The sequence below is a fragment of the Mesorhizobium sp. B3-1-7 genome, assembly GCF_006439385.1.
Lineage (GTDB): Bacteria > Pseudomonadota > Alphaproteobacteria > Rhizobiales > Rhizobiaceae > Mesorhizobium.
Genome location: NZ_VFTL01000039.1, coordinates 1 through 17,240, shown reverse-complemented (window position 1 = coordinate 17,240; position 17,240 = coordinate 1). Strand labels below are relative to the sequence as shown.

Sequence of the window (17,240 nt, the reverse complement as noted above, 5' to 3'; positions counted from 1 at the left end):
GATCACGCCTCCACAGCGCCGTAAACGAGCTTGTCCTGGCGGGCGCGCAGTTCGGCGATCTTCGAGCCCGGCGCGGGCGCCGCGTTGGCATAGGTAATGAGCTCGCCCTTCTTGATGGGCTGGGTGACGGAGCCGCCCTGCAGCAGGCCGCAGGGAACGGCGCGCGCCGCATGGGCCTCCGGAGCCGTCATGATCCAAGCGCGATAGCAATACTCACCGATGGCATCGAGCTTGTCGCCGGGATTCAGATCCTTCTTGGCGACCGCGCAGACCTCGGCCACGGGCTTGGCCAGCGGCACCATGTCGGCCTTACCGTAAAGCACGACCCGGGCGCAGGTCAGCGGCACTTCCAGCGAGGTCAGGTGATAGGGGCGATGGAAGGTGAAATACGGGCCCTTGCCCATCTTCAGGTCTTCCATGCGCTCCGAGATGCGCGGATGCGACATGTCGGCGACGACGAAGACGCCGGGCGCGACACCCTTGCCGATCGAGTAGTCGACGACGCCGACCTTCGACAGCACGCCGCCGTCCTTCTCGGGCACCAGCACCTTCGACAATTCGCCAAGCGTCGCCGCCGGACCGTGCATGCCGGGCTTGTCGGGGACCAGCCCGGTCGCGTTGGCGATCGCCGCCATCTCGACCATGGTCTTCGAACCGTCGACGAATTCGACCAGCATGCGCACATTCATATGCCGGCGCTTCGCCTCCTCCTCATAGTCCGGAGGCGTGGCGTCGATGTTGAGCGGGTTGTTCTTGCCTTTGCCCGCGGCAACGATCGGATGCCCCATGGCGGAGACGAATTCGATCAGTTCCATGCAGGAAGACGGCTCGTCGCCGGCGCCCAGCGAATAGGTGACGCCGAGACGGTCGGCCTCGCTCTTGAGGTAGGCGCCAATGGTGACGTCGGCCTCGACATTCATCATCACCAGATGCTTGCCATGCTCCATGGCGCGCAGGCCGATCTCGGCGCCGACGGCCGGAACGCCGGTCGCGTCGATGACGACGTCGATGAGGTCATTGCCGATGACGAGGCTGGAATCGCTGGTGACGGCGATCTTGCCGGCCTCCATGGCCGAGGTCATCGCCGAAGCGTTGGAAACCTCGCGCGCATGGCCGGTTTCCTGGAAGGCAATATCGACGGCCTTGCTGGCCGCCGGCAGGTTGAGTTCCGAAATGGCGCCGATCTCGATACCGGACATGTGGGCGACGCGGGTGACGATGTCGGTGCCCATTTCGCCGGAACCGATCAGGCCGATGCGGATGGGCTTGCCCGACTTGGCTCGTTCCTCAAGATCGCGGGCAAGGCCCGTCAACGAAATGTTGGATGCCATACCGTGTATTCCTCCCATATCGCATGCTGTTCGGTTGCTTGACGGGTATTGAACATATGTATTTCTGTCAAGACTAATGTCCAGAATTTGGCCATTGGTCGACGCTTTTCCAATGGCTCGAGGCGCAATGGCTAAAGGCGCGGGCAGCGGGCGCCCGTACCGAACCAAATGGAAAACGAGCGGGCCGCGGCCGAACGTCGGTCAAAACCGCGCCACGGCCCCCGACGAACCATGAAAAGATATCTAGGCGGCAATTGTTACTGGCAAACGTCGACCCATACAGCGCCGACCAGATCGGCCATGCGCTGCGGCCTGATGCGCACCGCGGCATTGGTGGCGCCTGCTGCCGGAACGACCTCGCCGAAGGCTTTGAGCGACAGATCGCAATAAACGGGCAGCGGCGCCGGCAGGCCGAACGGACAGACGCCGCCCGGCGGATGGCTGGTGGCTGCCAGCACCTCTTCGCCGCCGAGCATGCGCGGCTTGCCGCCCATCCTGTCCTTGAATTTGCGGTTGTCGAGCCTGGCGATGCCGCTGGTCACGATCAGCATGGTCTCGTCGCCGACGCGCAGGCAGATCGTCTTGGCGATCTGCGCCGGCGTGACGCCGTGCGCCTCCGCCGCCAGCGCCACTGTTGCGGAACTTGCTTCGGTGACGATGACTTCAACATCGGGCGCGTGCTCGGCCAGAAAGGCGCGGACCGATTCCAAGCTCATGGTGAATCCCTCGTCAGGTCTGTCGAACAGCAGCGCTCGGCGAATCGCATGGCATGGCGGTTATTGGCAAGAGCCAGCGCCTGCGCCTCGCAGGCACTAAAAAGCCCGCCGGGCCAACCCTCGGCGGGCTTCTGGATGGACGCTTCTGGCGTCTCTATTGCTGTGTGGGCCGATTCTCTGCGGACGGCACCCTGATCAATTCCTCTTCCGGCACTTGCAGCGCGGAAGCGATGCGCCGGAGCTTGGCGGGGTCGACGTCCTTGCCGTCCTCGATGTCGACGATCTCGCCCACAGCCAGGCCGCAGGTCAAAGAAAGTTCCTCGATCGTGTATCCCCTCGTTTCGCGAGCGGCTTTCAACGGATTGAGGCCGGACGCGGCAATGATATCGTTGGAAACAGCGTTTCGTACGGTGTTGGGCATGGCAACTCCTTAAAGATGAAACAGGTCGGATGAAATGTGGTGTTGCCTGAGACGGCGGGAGAATGCTCGTTAACAAATGATTTGCCAAGAGCACCCATACGGCGTCACGCCATCGTGAAGCTGCGTTTTGGCCGAATGCCTCGGGCCCCGTAGATGTAAGGCCGCTCGGCGCTCAATCAAGTTCTTTTGAAGATCCTCGACCGGATTCGCCGGCATTTTCGACGCCTCGATTCGTTAGCTCACCGTCACCGGCAGCCAAACCCGCGCGCCGGGCGTTTCACGGAAGGATCGAATGCCATGAATTTGAAATCGTTCGCAATTTTGCTTGGCGCCATCTCAAGCGTCGTCGGCGCGACGGAAGCGCAGGCGGCGTACGCCACACGCGTTCGAGGCACCGTCGTCGGCGTTGCCGGATCGACGCTCACGGTGAAGGACCGCGACGGCAAGACCGATGCGATCGCGCTTGCCGACGGCTGGAAGATCTCGGGCGTCGCCAAGGCATCGGCAGCCGATATCAAGCAAGGCGATTTTCTTGGCATCGCCTCGATTTCCAAGGCCGATGGCGGCAGCGGCGCGCTGGAAGTCGTGGTCTTCCCGGCGGCCCTGAAGGGTACTGGAGAAGGCGACCGCGACTGGGATCTGCAGCCCAACAGCCGCATGACCAACGGCACCGTCGCCGACGTCACCGAGATCGAAGGCCGCACGGTCACGCTCACCTATGACAACGGCCAGAAGAAGCAGATCGCGATTCCGCAGACGACACCGATCGTGACATTCGCCGCCGCCACGCCGGCGGATCTCACGCCGGGCATCGCGGTGTTCGTCAACGCCGAGCGCGGCGGCGACGGCAAGCTCGTGGCCAACCGGGTCGTGGTCGGGAATCACGGCATCGCGCCGCCTATGTGAGGCCAGGTAGCCGCATCCTTGGATTTCCAAGGAGCGCGCAATCCTCGTAGGCCAGGGCGGGCGCGCGGCGCAAGAGGGCTCCCCAGAAACAATCCAGAAACAAAAATCTACATTTGGGAAAAATTGTCGAAAAAAACCAGGAGGATAGTCCCTATCGCGAGGCTTGGGTCACCGATTTGCTCCGGTGAATCTCGGAAGGCCCGCGTAAAAAGGAAACGAAGTCATGAAGAAGTCCCTCCTCTCCGCGCTCGGGCTGGCTCTGGCCCTGGCGTTCACCATGCCGATCCTCGGCGCCACCAGTGCCGACGCGGCTCCGATGAAGAAGCATCACCATCATCGTCATCATCACAGGCATCATCACCGCCATCACCACCACCATCATCACCACCACAAGACGATGGCTCCGAAGAAGGCCTGATCCTTCCCTTCTGCCGATGGGAAGGCAGGCCTTCGCCGCCAGAGCGGACCAGTCTTCCCATCGGACTTTTCGGCTTAAACATCCGGTGATGCCGAACCGCACTCCGGACTGCGTCTAATGGGGACTGCGCCGATCTTTCGGCCAGACACCGCCTGCTACTGGCGGTCGCCCGCGCCGTCGTCACGCTCGCCATCCGGCTCTCGTTGCCCGCTTCGCCATGAAGCTCGGCTATTGGCCAAATCCCGCCGCCCCGGCGCTATAACGAACTGATGCTGTGGCGAAAGATCGTCGACCGCAACCCGCGGTTCGTGACCCCGACCGAAGGCGTATATCCTATCCGCGCCGCCTGCCCCGAATTGCCCGTGGCGCGATGCGGGGCACCGATAAGTTTGACGGCTGAACACAGACGTCGCCGGCCAAACGAAAAAAATCGCGCGGCATATGAACCTTTCCCTTGGGGCCAGCACTAAACGGTCATGGGCACCGCGAAGGTGCTCCTCAACCCAACGGGGACGCCAGGACGGCGATCCCAACAACCAATGGAAGGAAATGCTCAAATGACCAACTTCAAGCGTATCAGCCTCGCCGCGGCTCTCGTCTTTTCGGCTTTCGGCTTGGTCTCGGCTCCTGCCTTTGCCGGCACCCATCCGACCGGCGACGGCGGCGCGGTCTGTAAGGGCCATGGCTCGTGCCTGGTGCTGCAGCTGGATTGCAAAGGCACCTATACCGATGCCACCGACAAGAACGGCACCGTCTACGGCAAGTGCAGCCAGGTCATGAAGGTCGATCCGAAGACGCGGCTCAAGCTCGCGAACTGATCGCTGTAGCCAAATGACACGGAAATGGCGGCCGTCGAGGACGGCCGCCATTTCTGTTCATATCGCGTCGATCGATCAGCGCCGGCTGATAAGAAGGCCGGCAAGCAATCCGACCACGACCAGCCCGACCGCGGCGGCCGTCGCCGGATGATCTCGCGCCGTACGCTCAATAGCCCTGCCCCTGCGCCTTATTGCGGGCAGCGCCTCGTGGAGCCGATCGGCAAGTTGCGAATAATAGTCGGACGCCGCCTCGCGGCCATCCCCGTAATAGGCGTCGCCGCGCCTGGCCAAAACCTTCTTGAGATCGTGCAATTGTCGCGAAAGCGCCGCGACCTGCTTGTCGATATCAACGTCGGAGAGGGTCGAAAACGGTGCCATGTTTGTTGTCCTTCTCTTCGAGAAGGCCTAACGCATGGACGCAGAGCCAGTTCCGGCAGGCTGAGCGCGCGGCATCAAGTCGAATGACGACCGTTCAACGAACCTGGTCGAGCAGGCGCTTGCATTCCAGCAAGTCGAACAGCGCCTCCTGCAGCAAGGCGCGATTGTCACGCGACAATTTCGAGGCGTCTGGTTGTACCGGACCTTCGTCGTCGCTCTTGCCGAGGCCGAAGAAACGGCGGCTGGGCTTCACCTTCGGTTGGCCGACCAGCGCGTCTTCGTCGCCGCGCGGCTGCGCGGCCGCCGTCAGCGGCACCTGCTCGGCCTGGCGGCGCTGGGCGATCGCCTCCACGGCGGCCATGTCGCCATTGCCGATGGCGACCAGGAAATGGTTGCCGTTTTCGCGCAATAGTTTCTGCACGCCTTTGATCGTATAGCCCTGATCGTAGAGCATATGCCTGATGCCCTTGATCAGCTCGACATCCTGCGGCCGGTAGTAGCGCCGGCCGCCGCCTCGCTTCATCGGCTTGATCTGGGTGAAGCGCGTCTCCCAGAACCGCAGCACATGCTGCGGCAGATCGAGATCTTCCGCGACTTCGCTGATGGTGCGGAAAGCGTCGGGGCTCTTGTCCATGGGCCAATCCTCCACACTGGACCGCGATCCGGCTCATGATGCCGAATCGTGCCTTATTTCAGCGATTTATGAAACGATATTCAAGCCCGACGTCAAAATGGCCGGCGGTTTTCAACCGCATTCGCCAGCAAACTATTTGCCGCCCTTGCCCTTGCTGTTCTGATGCGAGCGCAGGATCCGGCTCTTGAGCACGTTCGACGATTTGAACGTCATCACCCGGCGCGGCAGGATCGGCACTTCCTCGCCCGTCTTGGGGTTGCGGCCGATGCGCTCGTTCTTGGAACGGACATGGAAGGTGGCGAAGGACGACAGCTTCACCGTCTCGCCGCGGACGATTGCCTCGCAGATCTCATCGAGGACAGCCTCGACGAGCTCCGCCGATTCAGTTCGCGACAAGCCAACCTTCCGGTAAACGGCTTCAGCAAGGTCGGCACGCGTAAGTGTCTTTCCCCCCATGCGACCGTCCCATCTGCTCGCAAAAACGTAAATCGATACAGGTAAAGGCAGAGCCTAAGTAATTGATCCGGCAAGGTCAAGAACCGAACCGGCGAGTTCGGCACTTACCAGCGGAGCAATACCGCGCCCCAGGTGAAACCTCCACCCATCGCCTCGAGAAGCACAAGGTCGCCCTTCTTGATGCGGCCGTCGGCGACGGCCACCGACAAAGCGAGCGGCACCGAGGCAGCCGAGGTGTTACCGTGTAAATCGACGGTGACCACCACTTTCTGCTCGGCAATCCCGAGCTTCTTGGCGGAAGCGTCAATAATCCGTTTATTGGCCTGATGAGGCACGAACCAGTCGAGGTCCTCGGCTGTTATGCCGGCCTCGCTGAAAGTCGCCTCGATGACATCGGTGATCATGCCGACGGCATGCTTGAACACTTCACGGCCTTCCATCCTCAGATGACCGACGGTTCCCGTGGTAGAAGGACCGCCGTCGACGAAGAGCTTGTCCTTGTGCACGCCATCGGAACGCAGGCTCGCCGCCAACACGCCGCGATCGGTAATCGCGCCCGCTCCGTCTGCCGCTTCCAGAACCAGCGCGCCGGCGCCGTCGCCGAACAGCACGCAGGTCGAGCGGTCGCTCCAGTCGAGGATGCGCGAGAATGTTTCCGAACCGATCACCAGGACGCGTTTGGCCAGGCCGCCCCGGATATAAAGGTCGGCGGTGGCGACCGCATAAACGAAGCCCGAGCACACCGCCTGCATGTCGAAGGCAAAGCCGTGATGCATGCCGAGCCGGTTCTGGATTTCGACAGCGGTCGCCGGGAACGTGTTGTTGGGCGTCGAGGTCGCCAGGATGATGAGGTCGATATCGGCGGGCGTCATGCCGGCGCTGTCCAGCGCTGCGCGCGCCGCCGCCCCGCCAAGCGAGGCTGTCGTCTCGTCGTCGGCCGCGACGTGGCGTTGGCGAATGCCGGTGCGCTGGACGATCCACTCGTCCGAGGTTTCGACCATGCCTTCGAAGTCGGCATTCTTCATGATGCGGCGGGGCAGCGCGGCACCGTTGCCGCGCACGACTGATCTGATCAAGGCTCTGTCCTATTCCTCGGCGTCGGCGACGCCGGATTTCCTGTTTGCCTGCGCGGTCGGATTGCGCGCATGGAACAGATCGAGGTCGGCCTCGATCCGGTCAAGCAGATTGTTGCGCACCATGTCGTAGCCGAGTTCGACGGCGGCCGCGAAGCCGTCCGAATCGGCGCCGCCATGGCTCTTCACCACGATGCCGTTCAATCCCAGGAAGACGCCGCCGTTGGAGCGCCCGACATCCATCTTCTCGCGCAGCCTGTCGAAGGCGCCCTTGGCGAAGACATAGCCGATCTTGGCCATGAGCGTGCGGCTCATGGCGGCGCGCAGATAGCCGGCGATCTGCCTTGCGGTGCCCTCGGCAGTCTTGAGCGCGATGTTGCCGGCAAAACCCTCGGTAACCACCACGTCGACCGTGCCCTTGCCGATATCGTCGCCCTCGACGAAGCCGCGATAATTCATCGAAGCCATGTTGGCCTCGCGCAGCATGCGGCCGGCTTCCTTGACTTCTTCCTGGCCCTTGATCTCCTCGACGCCGACATTGAGCAGGCCGACGCTCGGCCGCTCGACGCCGAACACCGAGCGCGCCATGCCGGTGCCCAGAATGGCAAAATCGATAAGCTGGTGCGCATCCGCGCCGATGGTGGCGCCGACATCGAGCACCACGCTTTCGCCGCGCGTCGTCGGCCAGAGCGCCGCGATCGCCGGGCGGTCGATGGTGGCCATAGTGCGCAGGCAGAATTTCGACATCGCCATCAGCGCGCCGGTGTTGCCGGCCGAGATGCAGGCCTGCGCGCCGCCGTTCTTGACCGCTTCGACGGCCTTCCACATCGACGACTTCCAGCGGCCATGGCGCAGCGCCTGGCTCGGCTTGTCGTCCATGCGCACCGCGATCTCGCAATGGACGAACTCGCTTATCTCGGCGAGTTTCGGGAACTTGGCGAGTTCGGGACGCACCACGTCCTCGCGGCCATAGATGACGAAGCGGATGTCAGGGCGGCGGATGGCGACCGTCATCAGCGCCGGGACGACCACGCTCGGTCCGTGATCGCCGCCCATGGCATCGATGGAAATCCTGATCACGTAGTGCTTTTCTCACGGGTTGCCTGGCTTGCGGCGGACGCCTGCCAGGGTAAGGGGGCTCGCGAAGGTTCGGCGAAAATAGCGGTTTTGCGCCTAGGCACAACCAACTTTTCCAAAATCCGGACCACTCTCAGGATTTTCCGAGCAGCGAACGCAGCTTTTTCTGGAATTCGCTTTCTTCGGATTGATCGTCGCCGGCGACGTCGAGCGAGGCTCCCGGCTTGCGCGGATAGGGGTCGATCGCCAGGCCGAAAAACTGTTCGGCCAGCGCGCCGACATCGATGGTGTCGCCGGAAAATGTTTCCGGACTGTCCGGTCCGTCGGCGTCGAGGATCATCTCGCCGCCGCCCTCGAAACCCTCGCGCCCAAGCTTCGACTGCTCGGGCAGAAACAGCGCCTCGACGGGCTCGTCGATATGCGCGGTGACCGGATCGAGCGTGACGATGCAGGCCTGTGTGATGTCGGCCTCGACGCGACCGGTGACCTTGACGCCATTGCGCTTCCAGGAGGCCACAAGCAGTTCGGCGCGATAGTTCTCGACCGAAAGCAGTTCGTATTCGGCGGCAAGCGCCTCGCGCTGGCGCTTATCGGCCTCGACCAGGACAGGCAGGCCCTTTTGCGGCAGCCGCGCGACATTGGCGACAAAGGATACAGGGCTGCGCAATTCGGCGTCTTTCATCCCGGCCTCCTTCACGCGGTCCCGGCGGCCGGGAACGCGGCGATGCCGGCGACGATCGATTCGGTCGGCTGCGCGGCAAGCTTCTGGCTAGCCGCGCAGACATAGTCCGCCAGCAGCGGCGCCTGCGGCCAGGGGCCGGAGTCCGGCCTGACGTTGCGGGCGAGCGCCGCCGCAAGCGCCACCCGGTCGTCTTCCTTGAGCGTGTCGTCATAAGCGGCCGTACGGCCGTAAAACATCTTTGCCAGCTTCTTCATGCGCTTGGGCACGCCGACATCGCTGATGCCAAGTTCGCGCAGCGAATGCTCGACATCGAGGAAGAACTCGTCGATCAGCACTTGCGCGACTTCGGCGGCCACACCTTGCTCGCCACGCAGCCGGTGCTGGACGAGATACATGTGCAGCGACAGCATCTCGAAGCGGCCGAGCGGCGTATCGGGCACATTCCAGTCGGAATAAAACACCGCTTGCCGCGCCGCCGCCACGATTCGTGCGTAGAGCGCGTCGGTGATAGCGCGGTTGGCATTGCGTTCGCGGCCAAAAAGGCGCTGGAACATTGAGGGCGGTCTCCCGGGGACCTGTTGTTTGATTTGGCCTTGTTGCATCGGCATGCAAGCTGGTTTACCGGTTTTGCGGCCCAGCGCAAGTTGCGGGGATGTGATGGAGAATTGTTGTTGGGTGCGCTGAAATTCAAGTCGTTCTTTGCGCCCGCCCCGTTGGGCGTGGCTTCGCTGCTGGTAGTGGTGTCAGCGCTTTCCGCCTGCAATTCGTCCAAGATGTTCGGCGATCTCCATCCGAGCGAAACGCTGACGAAAGGCTACGTCATCGACCAGCAGGCAATCGATTCGGTGCCGGTCGGGTCGAGCCGCGAGCAGGTGCTTTTGGCGCTGGGCACGCCGTCGACGACGGCGACCTTCGACAACGAGGCCTTCTACTACATCTCGCAAACGCGCAAGCGCTATGTCGCCTTCGACAACCCCCGCATCATCGACCAGCATGTGCTGGCGGTCTATTTCGGCGCCGACGGCCGCGTCACACAGATCGCCAACTACGGCCTCAAGGACGGCAAGATCTTCGACTTCATCTCGAGGACGACGCCGACCGGCGGCAAGGACCAGAACTTCCTCAGCCAGATCATCAGCGGCGCCAGCAAGCTGGCGCCGGGCATCCCCGGCGGCGGCAGCGGCGGCACGCCTTAAGTCTATCGACGGCCTGCAGAACAATCAAACCCGCCGCCTCGCCGGCGGGTTTTGTTTAGGTGCGGCCAAGACGCATACTTGCTTATATTCCGGCGTCCCCCTATCAATTTGCTGGGGATTGGGACCGGTCATGAGCAACAGCGATCGTACTGTGCCGCAAGGTTGGATGGCGATAGGCACGCCTGACCGGCAAACCGTGACACCTGACTGGCTTGTCGTCGAAGCGCCGACAATCGACGGCGTCGCGCTCAAGGAAATCCGACCTGTCGCGACTTCGACCGGCTACCTCACCGAGGTTTTTCGCGAGGAATGGAATCTCGACGGACTTCCGGTCGGACAGGTGTTTCAGCGCACGCTTTATCCCGGCGCGGTGACGGGATGGCATGCCCATGGCGTCACAACCGACCGGCTTTTTTGCTCTGTGGGCAGCGTTCGAATCTCGCTGTTCGACGGTCGCAAGGCCTCGCCGACATTCGGCACGGTTTGGCACAAGATTGTCGGAGCGGTCAGGCCCGCTATCGTCATCATTCCGCCCGGCGTCTGGCACGGTGTCGTCGCGCTCGGAGCGGAGACTGCTTTGGTGCTCAACCTCGTCGACAAGGCCTACGCCTATGACGCGCCCGACCATTGGCGCCTGCCGCCGGACACCGAACAGATCCCCTACAAGCTGGTGTAGCGTGGAACAGGCCGGTCAAGGCGCGGCGATCGGACCGATCGAACCGCTGGTCTCGGTCGTGATAGCGACGCACAATCGTCCGGCGGTGCTGCATCAAACGCTGAAGAGCCTCGTTGGCCAGACCCTGCAGGACTGGGAAGCCATGGTGATTGGTGATGCGTGCCGGCCGGACACCGCGACAACGGTTGCCGCTTTCGGCGACGCCCGCATCTCCTATATCGATCTTCCCGTGAACTTCGGCGAGCAGTCGGGGCCTAACAATATCGGCTTTGCCAGAGCACGCGGCCGTTTCGTTGCCATATTGAACCATGACGACCTATGGTTTCCCGACCATCTGACGTCCATGAGCGGCTGGATCGACGCCACCGGCGCCGATGTGGTGATCGCCCGGGGTGCGGTCATCGAGTCGGCCGCGAGCAAAGGTTCCAGGCATATGATCCTCGGGACGGGGCGGCACGGCTTCTATGACCCGGTCACCACAGTCGGCTTCGGCTCCGCGCAAATGGTCCGGAGAACGTCGCTGCCAAGGCTTGGGCCATGGCGCCCGGCCAGCCAGTGCGTCTGCGAGAGTTCCCAGGACTGGCTGTTCCGTGCATGGCGCAACGGTGCGGTGATTGCGACAATGCCGCATCTGACCGTGCTCATGCTGCATTCGGGCAAGCGCGAAGGCAGCTATGCGCGTGATACGGCGCAGGAGCAGGAAGAACTGATGAACGCGATGAGTTCGCCAGACGCGTTGCGCGTCAGGATTCTTGGCAACGCCGAGGAACCGGCTCCCCTCAAGCGCTTCCGCTACCTCAAACGCAGGCTGCTGGCTGCCCTCGGCATACATCCGCGAGCGCGTTCCTTCCGCCGCCAATTTCGCCACGGCGCGTTCATTGCCATGCTGCGCCAGACTCGCGGCTTACCGCCAATGCCCGAACGCGAACCGGATGCCGAAGCGTTGCTGGCCCGCTATCGCCATGACAGCGAAAGGCCGGAAGCCGGTTGAGTGCCCCCGGGCGGAAAGCATGAAGGATGTCATGCCGAAAAACAAAGCCCGCGGGATCGCTCCCGCGGGCTTTGTCGTGGAATAGCCGTCGCGATCAGCCGTGCGCGAGCACGGCGAGCAGGAGCAGCGCGACGATGTTGGTGATCTTGATCGCCGGGTTGACGGCCGGGCCGGCGGTGTCCTTGTAGGGATCGCCGACGGTGTCGCCGGTGACCGATGCCTTATGCGCCTCGGAGCCCTTCAGGTGCTTGACGCCGTCCTTGTCGGTGAAGCCGTCCTCGAACGACTTCTTGGCGTTGTCCCAGGCGCCGCCGCCGGAGGTCATCGAGATGGCGACGAAGAGGCCGTTGACGATGACGCCGAGCAGCGAGGCGCCGAGCGCCGCGAAGGCCGAGGCCTTGGAGCCCGAGATCAGCAGCACGCCGAAATAGACGACGAGCGGCGCCAGCACGGGCAGCAGCGACGGGATGATCATTTCCCGGATCGCCGCCCTGGTCAGGATGTCGACGGCGCGCGCATAGTTCGGCTTCGAGGTGCCGGCCATGATGCCCTTGTCCTCGCGGAACTGCTTGCGCACTTCCTCGACGATGGAGCCCGCGGCGCGACCGACGGCGGTCATCGCGATGCCGCCGAAGAGGTAGGGGATCAGGCCGCCGAAGATCAGGCCGGCGACGACATACGGGTTGGAGAGGTCGAAGGAGACCTCGCCCATGCCCTGGAAGTAAGGATACTTGTCGCCATTGGCGGCAAAGAATTTCAGGTCGTTCGAATAGGCCGCGAACAGCACCAGCGCGCCGAGGCCGGCGGAGCCGATGGCATAGCCCTTGGTGACGGCCTTGGTGGTGTTGCCGACAGCGTCGAGCGCGTCGGTGGAGTGGCGCACCTCCTTGGGCAGGCCGGCCATTTCGGCAATGCCGCCGGCATTGTCGGTGACAGGGCCGAAGGCGTCGAGCGCCACGATCATGCCGGCAAGTCCGAGCATGGTGGTGACGGCGATCGCGGTGCCGAAGAGGCCGCCGAGCTGGTAGGTGGCGATGATGCCGCCGACGATGACGATGGCAGGCAGCGCGGTCGATTCCAGCGAGACCGCGAGGCCCTGGATGACGTTGGTGCCGTGGCCGGTCACGGAAGCCTGGGCGATCGAGTTCACCGGGCGCTTGTTGGTACCAGTGTAGTATTCGGTGATCACCACGATGAGGCCGGTCACCAGGAGGCCGATGAGGCCACAGATGAACAGGTTCTTGCCGGTGATGGCGATGCCCGCGACATTGCCGACCTCGCCCCAGCCGACGGTGGCCGAAGTGGCGATGGCGAGACCGACGATCGACAAGAGGCCGGTGACGATCAGGCCCTTGTAGAGGGCGCCCATGATCGAGCCGTTCGAGCCAAGCTTGACGAAGAAGGTGCCGACGATAGAGGTCAGGATGCAGGCGCCGCAGATGGCGAGCGGATAGAGCATCGACGCACCCAGCGCGGCCGTGCCGCCGAAGAAGATGGCGGCGAGCACCATGGTGGCGACGACGGTCACCGCATAGGTTTCGAACAGGTCGGCGGCCATGCCGGCGCAGTCGCCGACATTGTCGCCGACGTTGTCGGCGATGGTGGCCGGGTTGCGCGGATCGTCTTCCGGAATGCCGGCCTCGACCTTGCCGACGAGGTCGCCGCCGACGTCCGCACCCTTGGTGAAGATGCCGCCGCCGAGACGGGCGAAGATCGAGATCAGCGAAGCGCCGAAGCCGAGCGAAACCAGCGAGTCGATGACGACGCGGTCATTCGGCTGCAAGCCCATCGGGCCGGTCAATATGGCGTAGTAGATCGAGACGCCGAGCAGCGCCAGACCCGCCACCAGCATGCCGGTGATGGCGCCCGACTTGAAGGCGATGTCGAGGCCGGCAGCAAGGCTGTTCGAAGCGGCTTGCGCAGTCCGCACATTGGCGCGCACCGAAACATGCATGCCGATGAAGCCGGCGGCGCCCGAGAGCACCGCGCCGATCAGGAAGCCGATAGCGGCGGTGATCGAAAGCAGCCACCAGGCAAGCAGGAGAACGACGATACCGACGACCGCGATGGTCGTGTACTGGCGCGCCAGATAGGCCTGGGCTCCTTCGCGGATGGCGGCGGAGATTTCCTGCATGCGCTGATTGCCCTGATCGGACGCAAGGACCGAACGTGTCGCCCAGATGGCGTACAGAACTGACAGCAAGCCGCAGGCGATGACGGCGGTAATGATGGTCATTGCCGGATTTTCCTCGATTGTTGGCCCAAAAGAACCCCTCCCTGGGCCGTTGGAACGGAGATGGATGCCGCGCACGGATTCCACCCCTTGGCTGGGGTGTATGCGAAACAGGGCTTGGAACGTCAAGATATTGTTCGGTTTTTGCCCGGCTTTCGCCCAAAAGAAGAGGGCAGGAATTGTTGTGCCAGCGCAAGCTTGGAATTAGATCGATTGAAATGGCGCTGGGGCACATTCGCCAATCCGCAGACGTAGCGTTATTCCGCCCCCTGCCCCATGCGTCGCGCGGCGTAGCGTTCGACCGCCGACAGACCGTCATAGATCAGAACGGCAAGCGCGGCGACGATCAGGCCGCCCTGCAGCACGAAGGCAAGGTTGTTCGAGATCAGGCCGGCGATGATCACCTCGCCAAGCGTCTTGGCGGCAACGGTCGATCCGATGGTCGCGGTGGCGAGGCTGATGACGACCGAGAGCCGGATGCCGCCGAGGATCACCGGGGCGCTCAGCGGCAGCTCGACCTTCATCAGCCTTTGCCAGCCGGTCATGCCGGCGCCACGCGCCGCCTCCATGACGTTGCCGGGCAACGTGGTGAGCGCCGTCAGCGCGTTTTCGAAGATCGGCAGCAATCCGTAGAGGAAGAGCGCGATCAGCGTCGGCTTCTCGCCGAAACCCACGGCCGGCACGGCGAGCGCCAGCACGGCAACCGGGGGAAAGGTCTGGCCGATATTGACCAGGCTGCGCGACAAGGGCAGGAACTCGGCGCCGGCCGGCCTGGTGACGAGGATGGCGAGCGCCACCGCGACGATCGTCGCGGCCACCGTCGCGACCAGGACGATCCGCAGATGCTGCAAGGTCAGCGTCAGCAGGCTGCCCTGGTTGTAGATTGCCGGCGCGCCATTCTCGGTCAGGGGCTTCAGCAGCGGCTCGAACCAGTTGGGGCTGGTGATGAAGACCACCAGCACCACCAGAACGGCCAGCCTCAGCAGCGCGGGCAGCCAGGCTTTCATTGCGGCCTCGCCGCGCGCTTCACCAAGCATTCGATGGTGACGCGGCCAATGAGCTTGCCGTCGGCGCCCTTCACCGGCAGCGCAGGGCGGCCCGACCACAACAGCTCGGCCAGCGCGTCGCGCTGCGTGGCTTCGCCTGGGATCGCCTCGCCTTCGGCGCCGCCCGGCTCCACGGCATCGCGCACAGGCCCCAGCGACAGCAGCCGGAACGGCCTTTCGCTGGCGCCGACCAGTGTCTCGACGAAATCGCTTGCGGGCCTCGCCAGGATTTCAGCCGGCTTGGCGTATTGCACCAGCTTGCCGGCATCCATGACGGCGATCTTGTCGCCCAAGTGCACAGCCTCTTCCATGTCGTGGGTGACGAGGATGATGGTGGTGCCGAAACGCTTCTGGATCGCCAGCAGATCCTCTTGCGCCTTGGTGCGGATGATCGGGTCGAGCGCGCCGAAGGGCTCGTCCATCAAAAGCACGTTGGGCTCGGCGGCCAAAGCGCGGGCGACGCCGACGCGCTGCTGCTGGCCGCCGGAAAGCTCGTGCGGATAGCGCGGTCCATAGGCCTGGGGGTCGAGCTGGTAGAGTGTCATCAACTCGTCGACGCGCGCCTTGATGCGATCCCTGTCCCAGCCGAGCAGCAACGGCACGGTGGCGATGTTCTGCGCCACCGTGCGATGCGGAAACAGGCCGTGACCCTGGATGGCGTAGCCGATGCTTCGGCGCAGCTGATAACCCGGCACGGAGCGGTTGTCGGCGCCGTCGAGCTTGATGACCCCGGAGGTCGGCTCGACCAGCCGGTTGATCATCCTGAGCAGCGTCGTCTTGCCGGATCCCGACGTGCCGACAATGGTGGCGATAGTTCGGGGTTCGATGATCATCGAAACATTGTCGACCACCGTCGTTTGGTCATAGCGCTTGGTGATGCCTTCGATCTCGATCATGCCGTTTCAACTGCCCTGCGCCTGGTGGCGGCCATTTCGATGACCGCGTCGAGGATAATGGCCGCGGCAAAGGCCAGCGCCACGGTGGGCAGCGCGCCGAGCAGCACGAGGTCCATCGCCGTCTGGCCGACGCCCTGGAAAACAAATACGCCGAAGCCGCCGCCGCCGATCAGCGCTGCGATCGTGGCGAGGCCGATATTCTGCACCAGCACGATACGAATACCGGTCAGGATCACCGGAAAGGCGAGCGGGAACTCGACATCGAACAGGCGCTGGCGGTCGGTCATACCCATGCCGCGCGCGGCGTCATTGGCCGCGCGGGGTACACCAGCCAGCCCAACCACGGTGTTTGCCACCACCGGCAGCAAGGAATAGAGGAAGAGCGCGACAAAGGCCGGCGCGGTGCCGATGCCCCTGATGCCGATGGCGGCGGCGCCTGGCACGTGCACGGCAACCCAGCCGAGCGGAGCGATCAGCAGGCCGAAGAGCGCGATCGACGGAATGGTCTGGATGATGTTGAGCACATTCAGCACGCCTGCCCGCAGTTTCTCGACGCGATGGCAAAAGATGCCGAGCGGTATGCCGACGATCACCGCGCCGGCCAGCGAGCCAAGCGCCAGCGTGACGTGCTTGGAGGCTTCGGCCCAGAAACTGTCGGCGCGGCCGGCATATTCCTTGAGGATGGAAAGGCTGTCCCAGCTTCCCGAGACGAGCAGCACGGCGATGGCAAGCGCTGCAAGCACGAGCACGCCGACGCGTGACCAGGGCGAAAGGTTCAGCCTGGTCAGCACATCGGCGAGGAGCAGAGTGAAGGCAAAGATCAGCAGCCAGAAACCGGACGCCGGGGCGATGCGGGCGAACGTGTTGCCGGCCGGTGTCAGGAAACCGCCGGCGACGCCGATGAGGACGGCGAGTGCGGCGAGCGCCACGATGCTGGCGGCCAGCCTTAGGGTGAGCGGCGTCCGCAGCAAGGCGACGATGGCGGCCGCGATCACTATCGCCAGCAACAGCATGCCAAGCGTGGGCGGCAACGACTCGAGGATCGAACGCGCCTGCCCGGGTACGATGCGGTTGGCGCGGAACGTGGCAAAGGGGGCCAGGAAAGCGGCGTAGGCGACGATCGCGGCGATGACCACGCCGAGCTTGTCGAAACGTAGGGTCATGGCCTCCCCCTTGCGGTCTTGGCGGTTGGCGAAAGCCGGCGGGAGAACCGATCTCCCCCCTTGCGGGGGAGATGGCCGGCAGGACGGAGGGGGGTGCTGTCCCGCCGACCCTTCAACCTATCGAAGGAA

At 63.7% G+C, this 17,240-nt stretch carries 20 protein-coding genes; 6 read left to right on the top strand and 14 right to left on the bottom strand.

The genetic code is table 11. The annotated features are described in order from the left end of the window. Window positions 1–2 precede the first annotated feature (2 nt). The 3 genes from FJ417_RS26965 to FJ417_RS26955 all read right to left on the bottom strand — a co-directional run bounded on the left by FJ417_RS26965 (window position 3) and on the right by FJ417_RS26955 (window position 2,468). On the bottom strand, window positions 3–1,331 hold the full coding sequence (locus tag FJ417_RS26965; protein WP_140785526.1) for an NAD(P)H-dependent oxidoreductase: 1,329 nt from the start codon (window positions 1,329–1,331) through the stop codon (window positions 3–5). 257 nt (window positions 1,332–1,588) lie between these two features. Then, window positions 1,589–2,047 (bottom strand): YbaK/EbsC family protein, encoded by a 459-nt coding sequence (locus FJ417_RS26960; RefSeq protein WP_140785525.1) that lies wholly within the window; start codon window positions 2,045–2,047, stop codon window positions 1,589–1,591. Between the two features lie 154 nt (window positions 2,048–2,201). Next, entirely contained in the window at window positions 2,202–2,468 is a 267-nt protein-coding gene (locus FJ417_RS26955; protein WP_140641461.1) for a helix-turn-helix transcriptional regulator, read from the bottom strand. A gap of 297 nt (window positions 2,469–2,765) precedes the next feature. On the opposite strand from FJ417_RS26955, the gene FJ417_RS26950 reads away from it, so the two are divergent. The 3 genes from FJ417_RS26950 to FJ417_RS26940 all read left to right on the top strand — a co-directional run bounded on the left by FJ417_RS26950 (window position 2,766) and on the right by FJ417_RS26940 (window position 4,610). After that, window positions 2,766–3,374, top strand: a complete 609-nt coding sequence (locus FJ417_RS26950; RefSeq protein ID WP_140641459.1) for a hypothetical protein — start codon at window positions 2,766–2,768, stop codon at window positions 3,372–3,374. 223 nt (window positions 3,375–3,597) lie between these two features. Next, window positions 3,598–3,792, top strand: a complete 195-nt coding sequence (locus FJ417_RS26945; protein ID WP_140641457.1) for a hypothetical protein — start codon at window positions 3,598–3,600, stop codon at window positions 3,790–3,792. A 557-nt stretch (window positions 3,793–4,349) separates the two neighbouring features. After that, window positions 4,350–4,610 carry a hypothetical protein gene (locus FJ417_RS26940; RefSeq protein WP_140785524.1) on the top strand — a complete coding sequence of 87 codons (261 nt, stop codon included), beginning with the start codon at window positions 4,350–4,352 and terminating at the stop codon, window positions 4,608–4,610. A gap of 75 nt (window positions 4,611–4,685) precedes the next feature. Here the strand turns inward: FJ417_RS26940 and FJ417_RS26935 are convergent, their stop codons facing one another. The 7 genes from FJ417_RS26935 to FJ417_RS26905 form a co-directional block, all read right to left on the bottom strand. Next, window positions 4,686–4,988 carry a DUF883 family protein gene (locus FJ417_RS26935; RefSeq protein ID WP_140785523.1) on the bottom strand — a complete coding sequence of 101 codons (303 nt, stop codon included), beginning with the start codon at window positions 4,986–4,988 and terminating at the stop codon, window positions 4,686–4,688. 94 nt (window positions 4,989–5,082) lie between these two features. Continuing rightward, on the bottom strand, window positions 5,083–5,622 hold the full coding sequence (locus tag FJ417_RS26930; RefSeq protein WP_042640150.1) for a MerR family transcriptional regulator: 540 nt from the start codon (window positions 5,620–5,622) through the stop codon (window positions 5,083–5,085). Between the two features lie 132 nt (window positions 5,623–5,754). Then, window positions 5,755–6,078 (bottom strand): integration host factor subunit alpha, encoded by a 324-nt coding sequence (locus FJ417_RS26925; protein WP_023815657.1) that lies wholly within the window; start codon window positions 6,076–6,078, stop codon window positions 5,755–5,757. A 104-nt stretch (window positions 6,079–6,182) separates the two neighbouring features. Beyond that, a complete protein-coding gene (locus tag FJ417_RS26920; RefSeq protein WP_140785522.1) occupies window positions 6,183–7,154 on the bottom strand; it encodes a beta-ketoacyl-ACP synthase III in 972 nt (323 codons plus the stop codon). Window positions 7,155–7,163: 9 nt separating this feature from the next. Further along, window positions 7,164–8,231 carry a phosphate acyltransferase PlsX gene (plsX, locus tag FJ417_RS26915; protein WP_140785521.1) on the bottom strand — a complete coding sequence of 356 codons (1,068 nt, stop codon included), beginning with the start codon at window positions 8,229–8,231 and terminating at the stop codon, window positions 7,164–7,166. A 130-nt stretch (window positions 8,232–8,361) separates the two neighbouring features. Beyond that, entirely contained in the window at window positions 8,362–8,910 is a 549-nt protein-coding gene (locus tag FJ417_RS26910; protein ID WP_140785520.1) for a DUF177 domain-containing protein, read from the bottom strand. An 11-nt stretch (window positions 8,911–8,921) separates the two neighbouring features. Beyond that, window positions 8,922–9,464 carry a ubiquinol-cytochrome C chaperone family protein gene (locus FJ417_RS26905; protein ID WP_140785519.1) on the bottom strand — a complete coding sequence of 181 codons (543 nt, stop codon included), beginning with the start codon at window positions 9,462–9,464 and terminating at the stop codon, window positions 8,922–8,924. A 117-nt stretch (window positions 9,465–9,581) separates the two neighbouring features. Here FJ417_RS26905 and FJ417_RS26900 point away from each other — a divergent pair, with 117 nt between their 5' ends. From FJ417_RS26900 to FJ417_RS26890, 3 genes are all read left to right on the top strand, one after another. After that, window positions 9,582–10,106, top strand: a complete 525-nt coding sequence (locus tag FJ417_RS26900) for an outer membrane protein assembly factor BamE (protein ID WP_140641443.1) — start codon at window positions 9,582–9,584, stop codon at window positions 10,104–10,106. A 130-nt stretch (window positions 10,107–10,236) separates the two neighbouring features. Beyond that, complete coding sequence (locus tag FJ417_RS26895; protein WP_246687555.1) at window positions 10,237–10,782, top strand: dTDP-4-dehydrorhamnose 3,5-epimerase family protein; 546 nt, start codon at window positions 10,237–10,239, stop codon at window positions 10,780–10,782. Window position 10,783: 1 nt separating this feature from the next. Further along, window positions 10,784–11,773: a glycosyltransferase family 2 protein gene (locus tag FJ417_RS26890; protein WP_140707517.1), complete on the top strand. Its 990-nt coding sequence runs from the start codon at window positions 10,784–10,786 to the stop codon at window positions 11,771–11,773. Window positions 11,774–11,867: 94 nt separating this feature from the next. On the opposite strand, the gene FJ417_RS26885 is transcribed toward FJ417_RS26890, so the two are convergent. From FJ417_RS26885 to FJ417_RS26870, 4 genes are all read right to left on the bottom strand, one after another. Further along, complete coding sequence (locus FJ417_RS26885; RefSeq protein WP_140641439.1) at window positions 11,868–14,009, bottom strand: sodium-translocating pyrophosphatase; 2,142 nt, start codon at window positions 14,007–14,009, stop codon at window positions 11,868–11,870. Between the two features lie 254 nt (window positions 14,010–14,263). Continuing rightward, a complete protein-coding gene (locus FJ417_RS26880) occupies window positions 14,264–15,013 on the bottom strand; it encodes an ABC transporter permease (protein ID WP_140641437.1) in 750 nt (249 codons plus the stop codon). Further along, on the bottom strand, window positions 15,010–15,948 hold the full coding sequence (locus FJ417_RS26875; RefSeq protein WP_140641435.1) for an ABC transporter ATP-binding protein: 939 nt from the start codon (window positions 15,946–15,948) through the stop codon (window positions 15,010–15,012). The genes FJ417_RS26880 and FJ417_RS26875 overlap by 4 nt, the downstream gene beginning before the upstream one ends. Further along, entirely contained in the window at window positions 15,945–17,111 is a 1,167-nt protein-coding gene (locus FJ417_RS26870; protein ID WP_140785518.1) for an ABC transporter permease, read from the bottom strand. The genes FJ417_RS26875 and FJ417_RS26870 overlap by 4 nt, the downstream gene beginning before the upstream one ends. Between the last annotated feature and the right edge of the window lie 129 nt (window positions 17,112–17,240).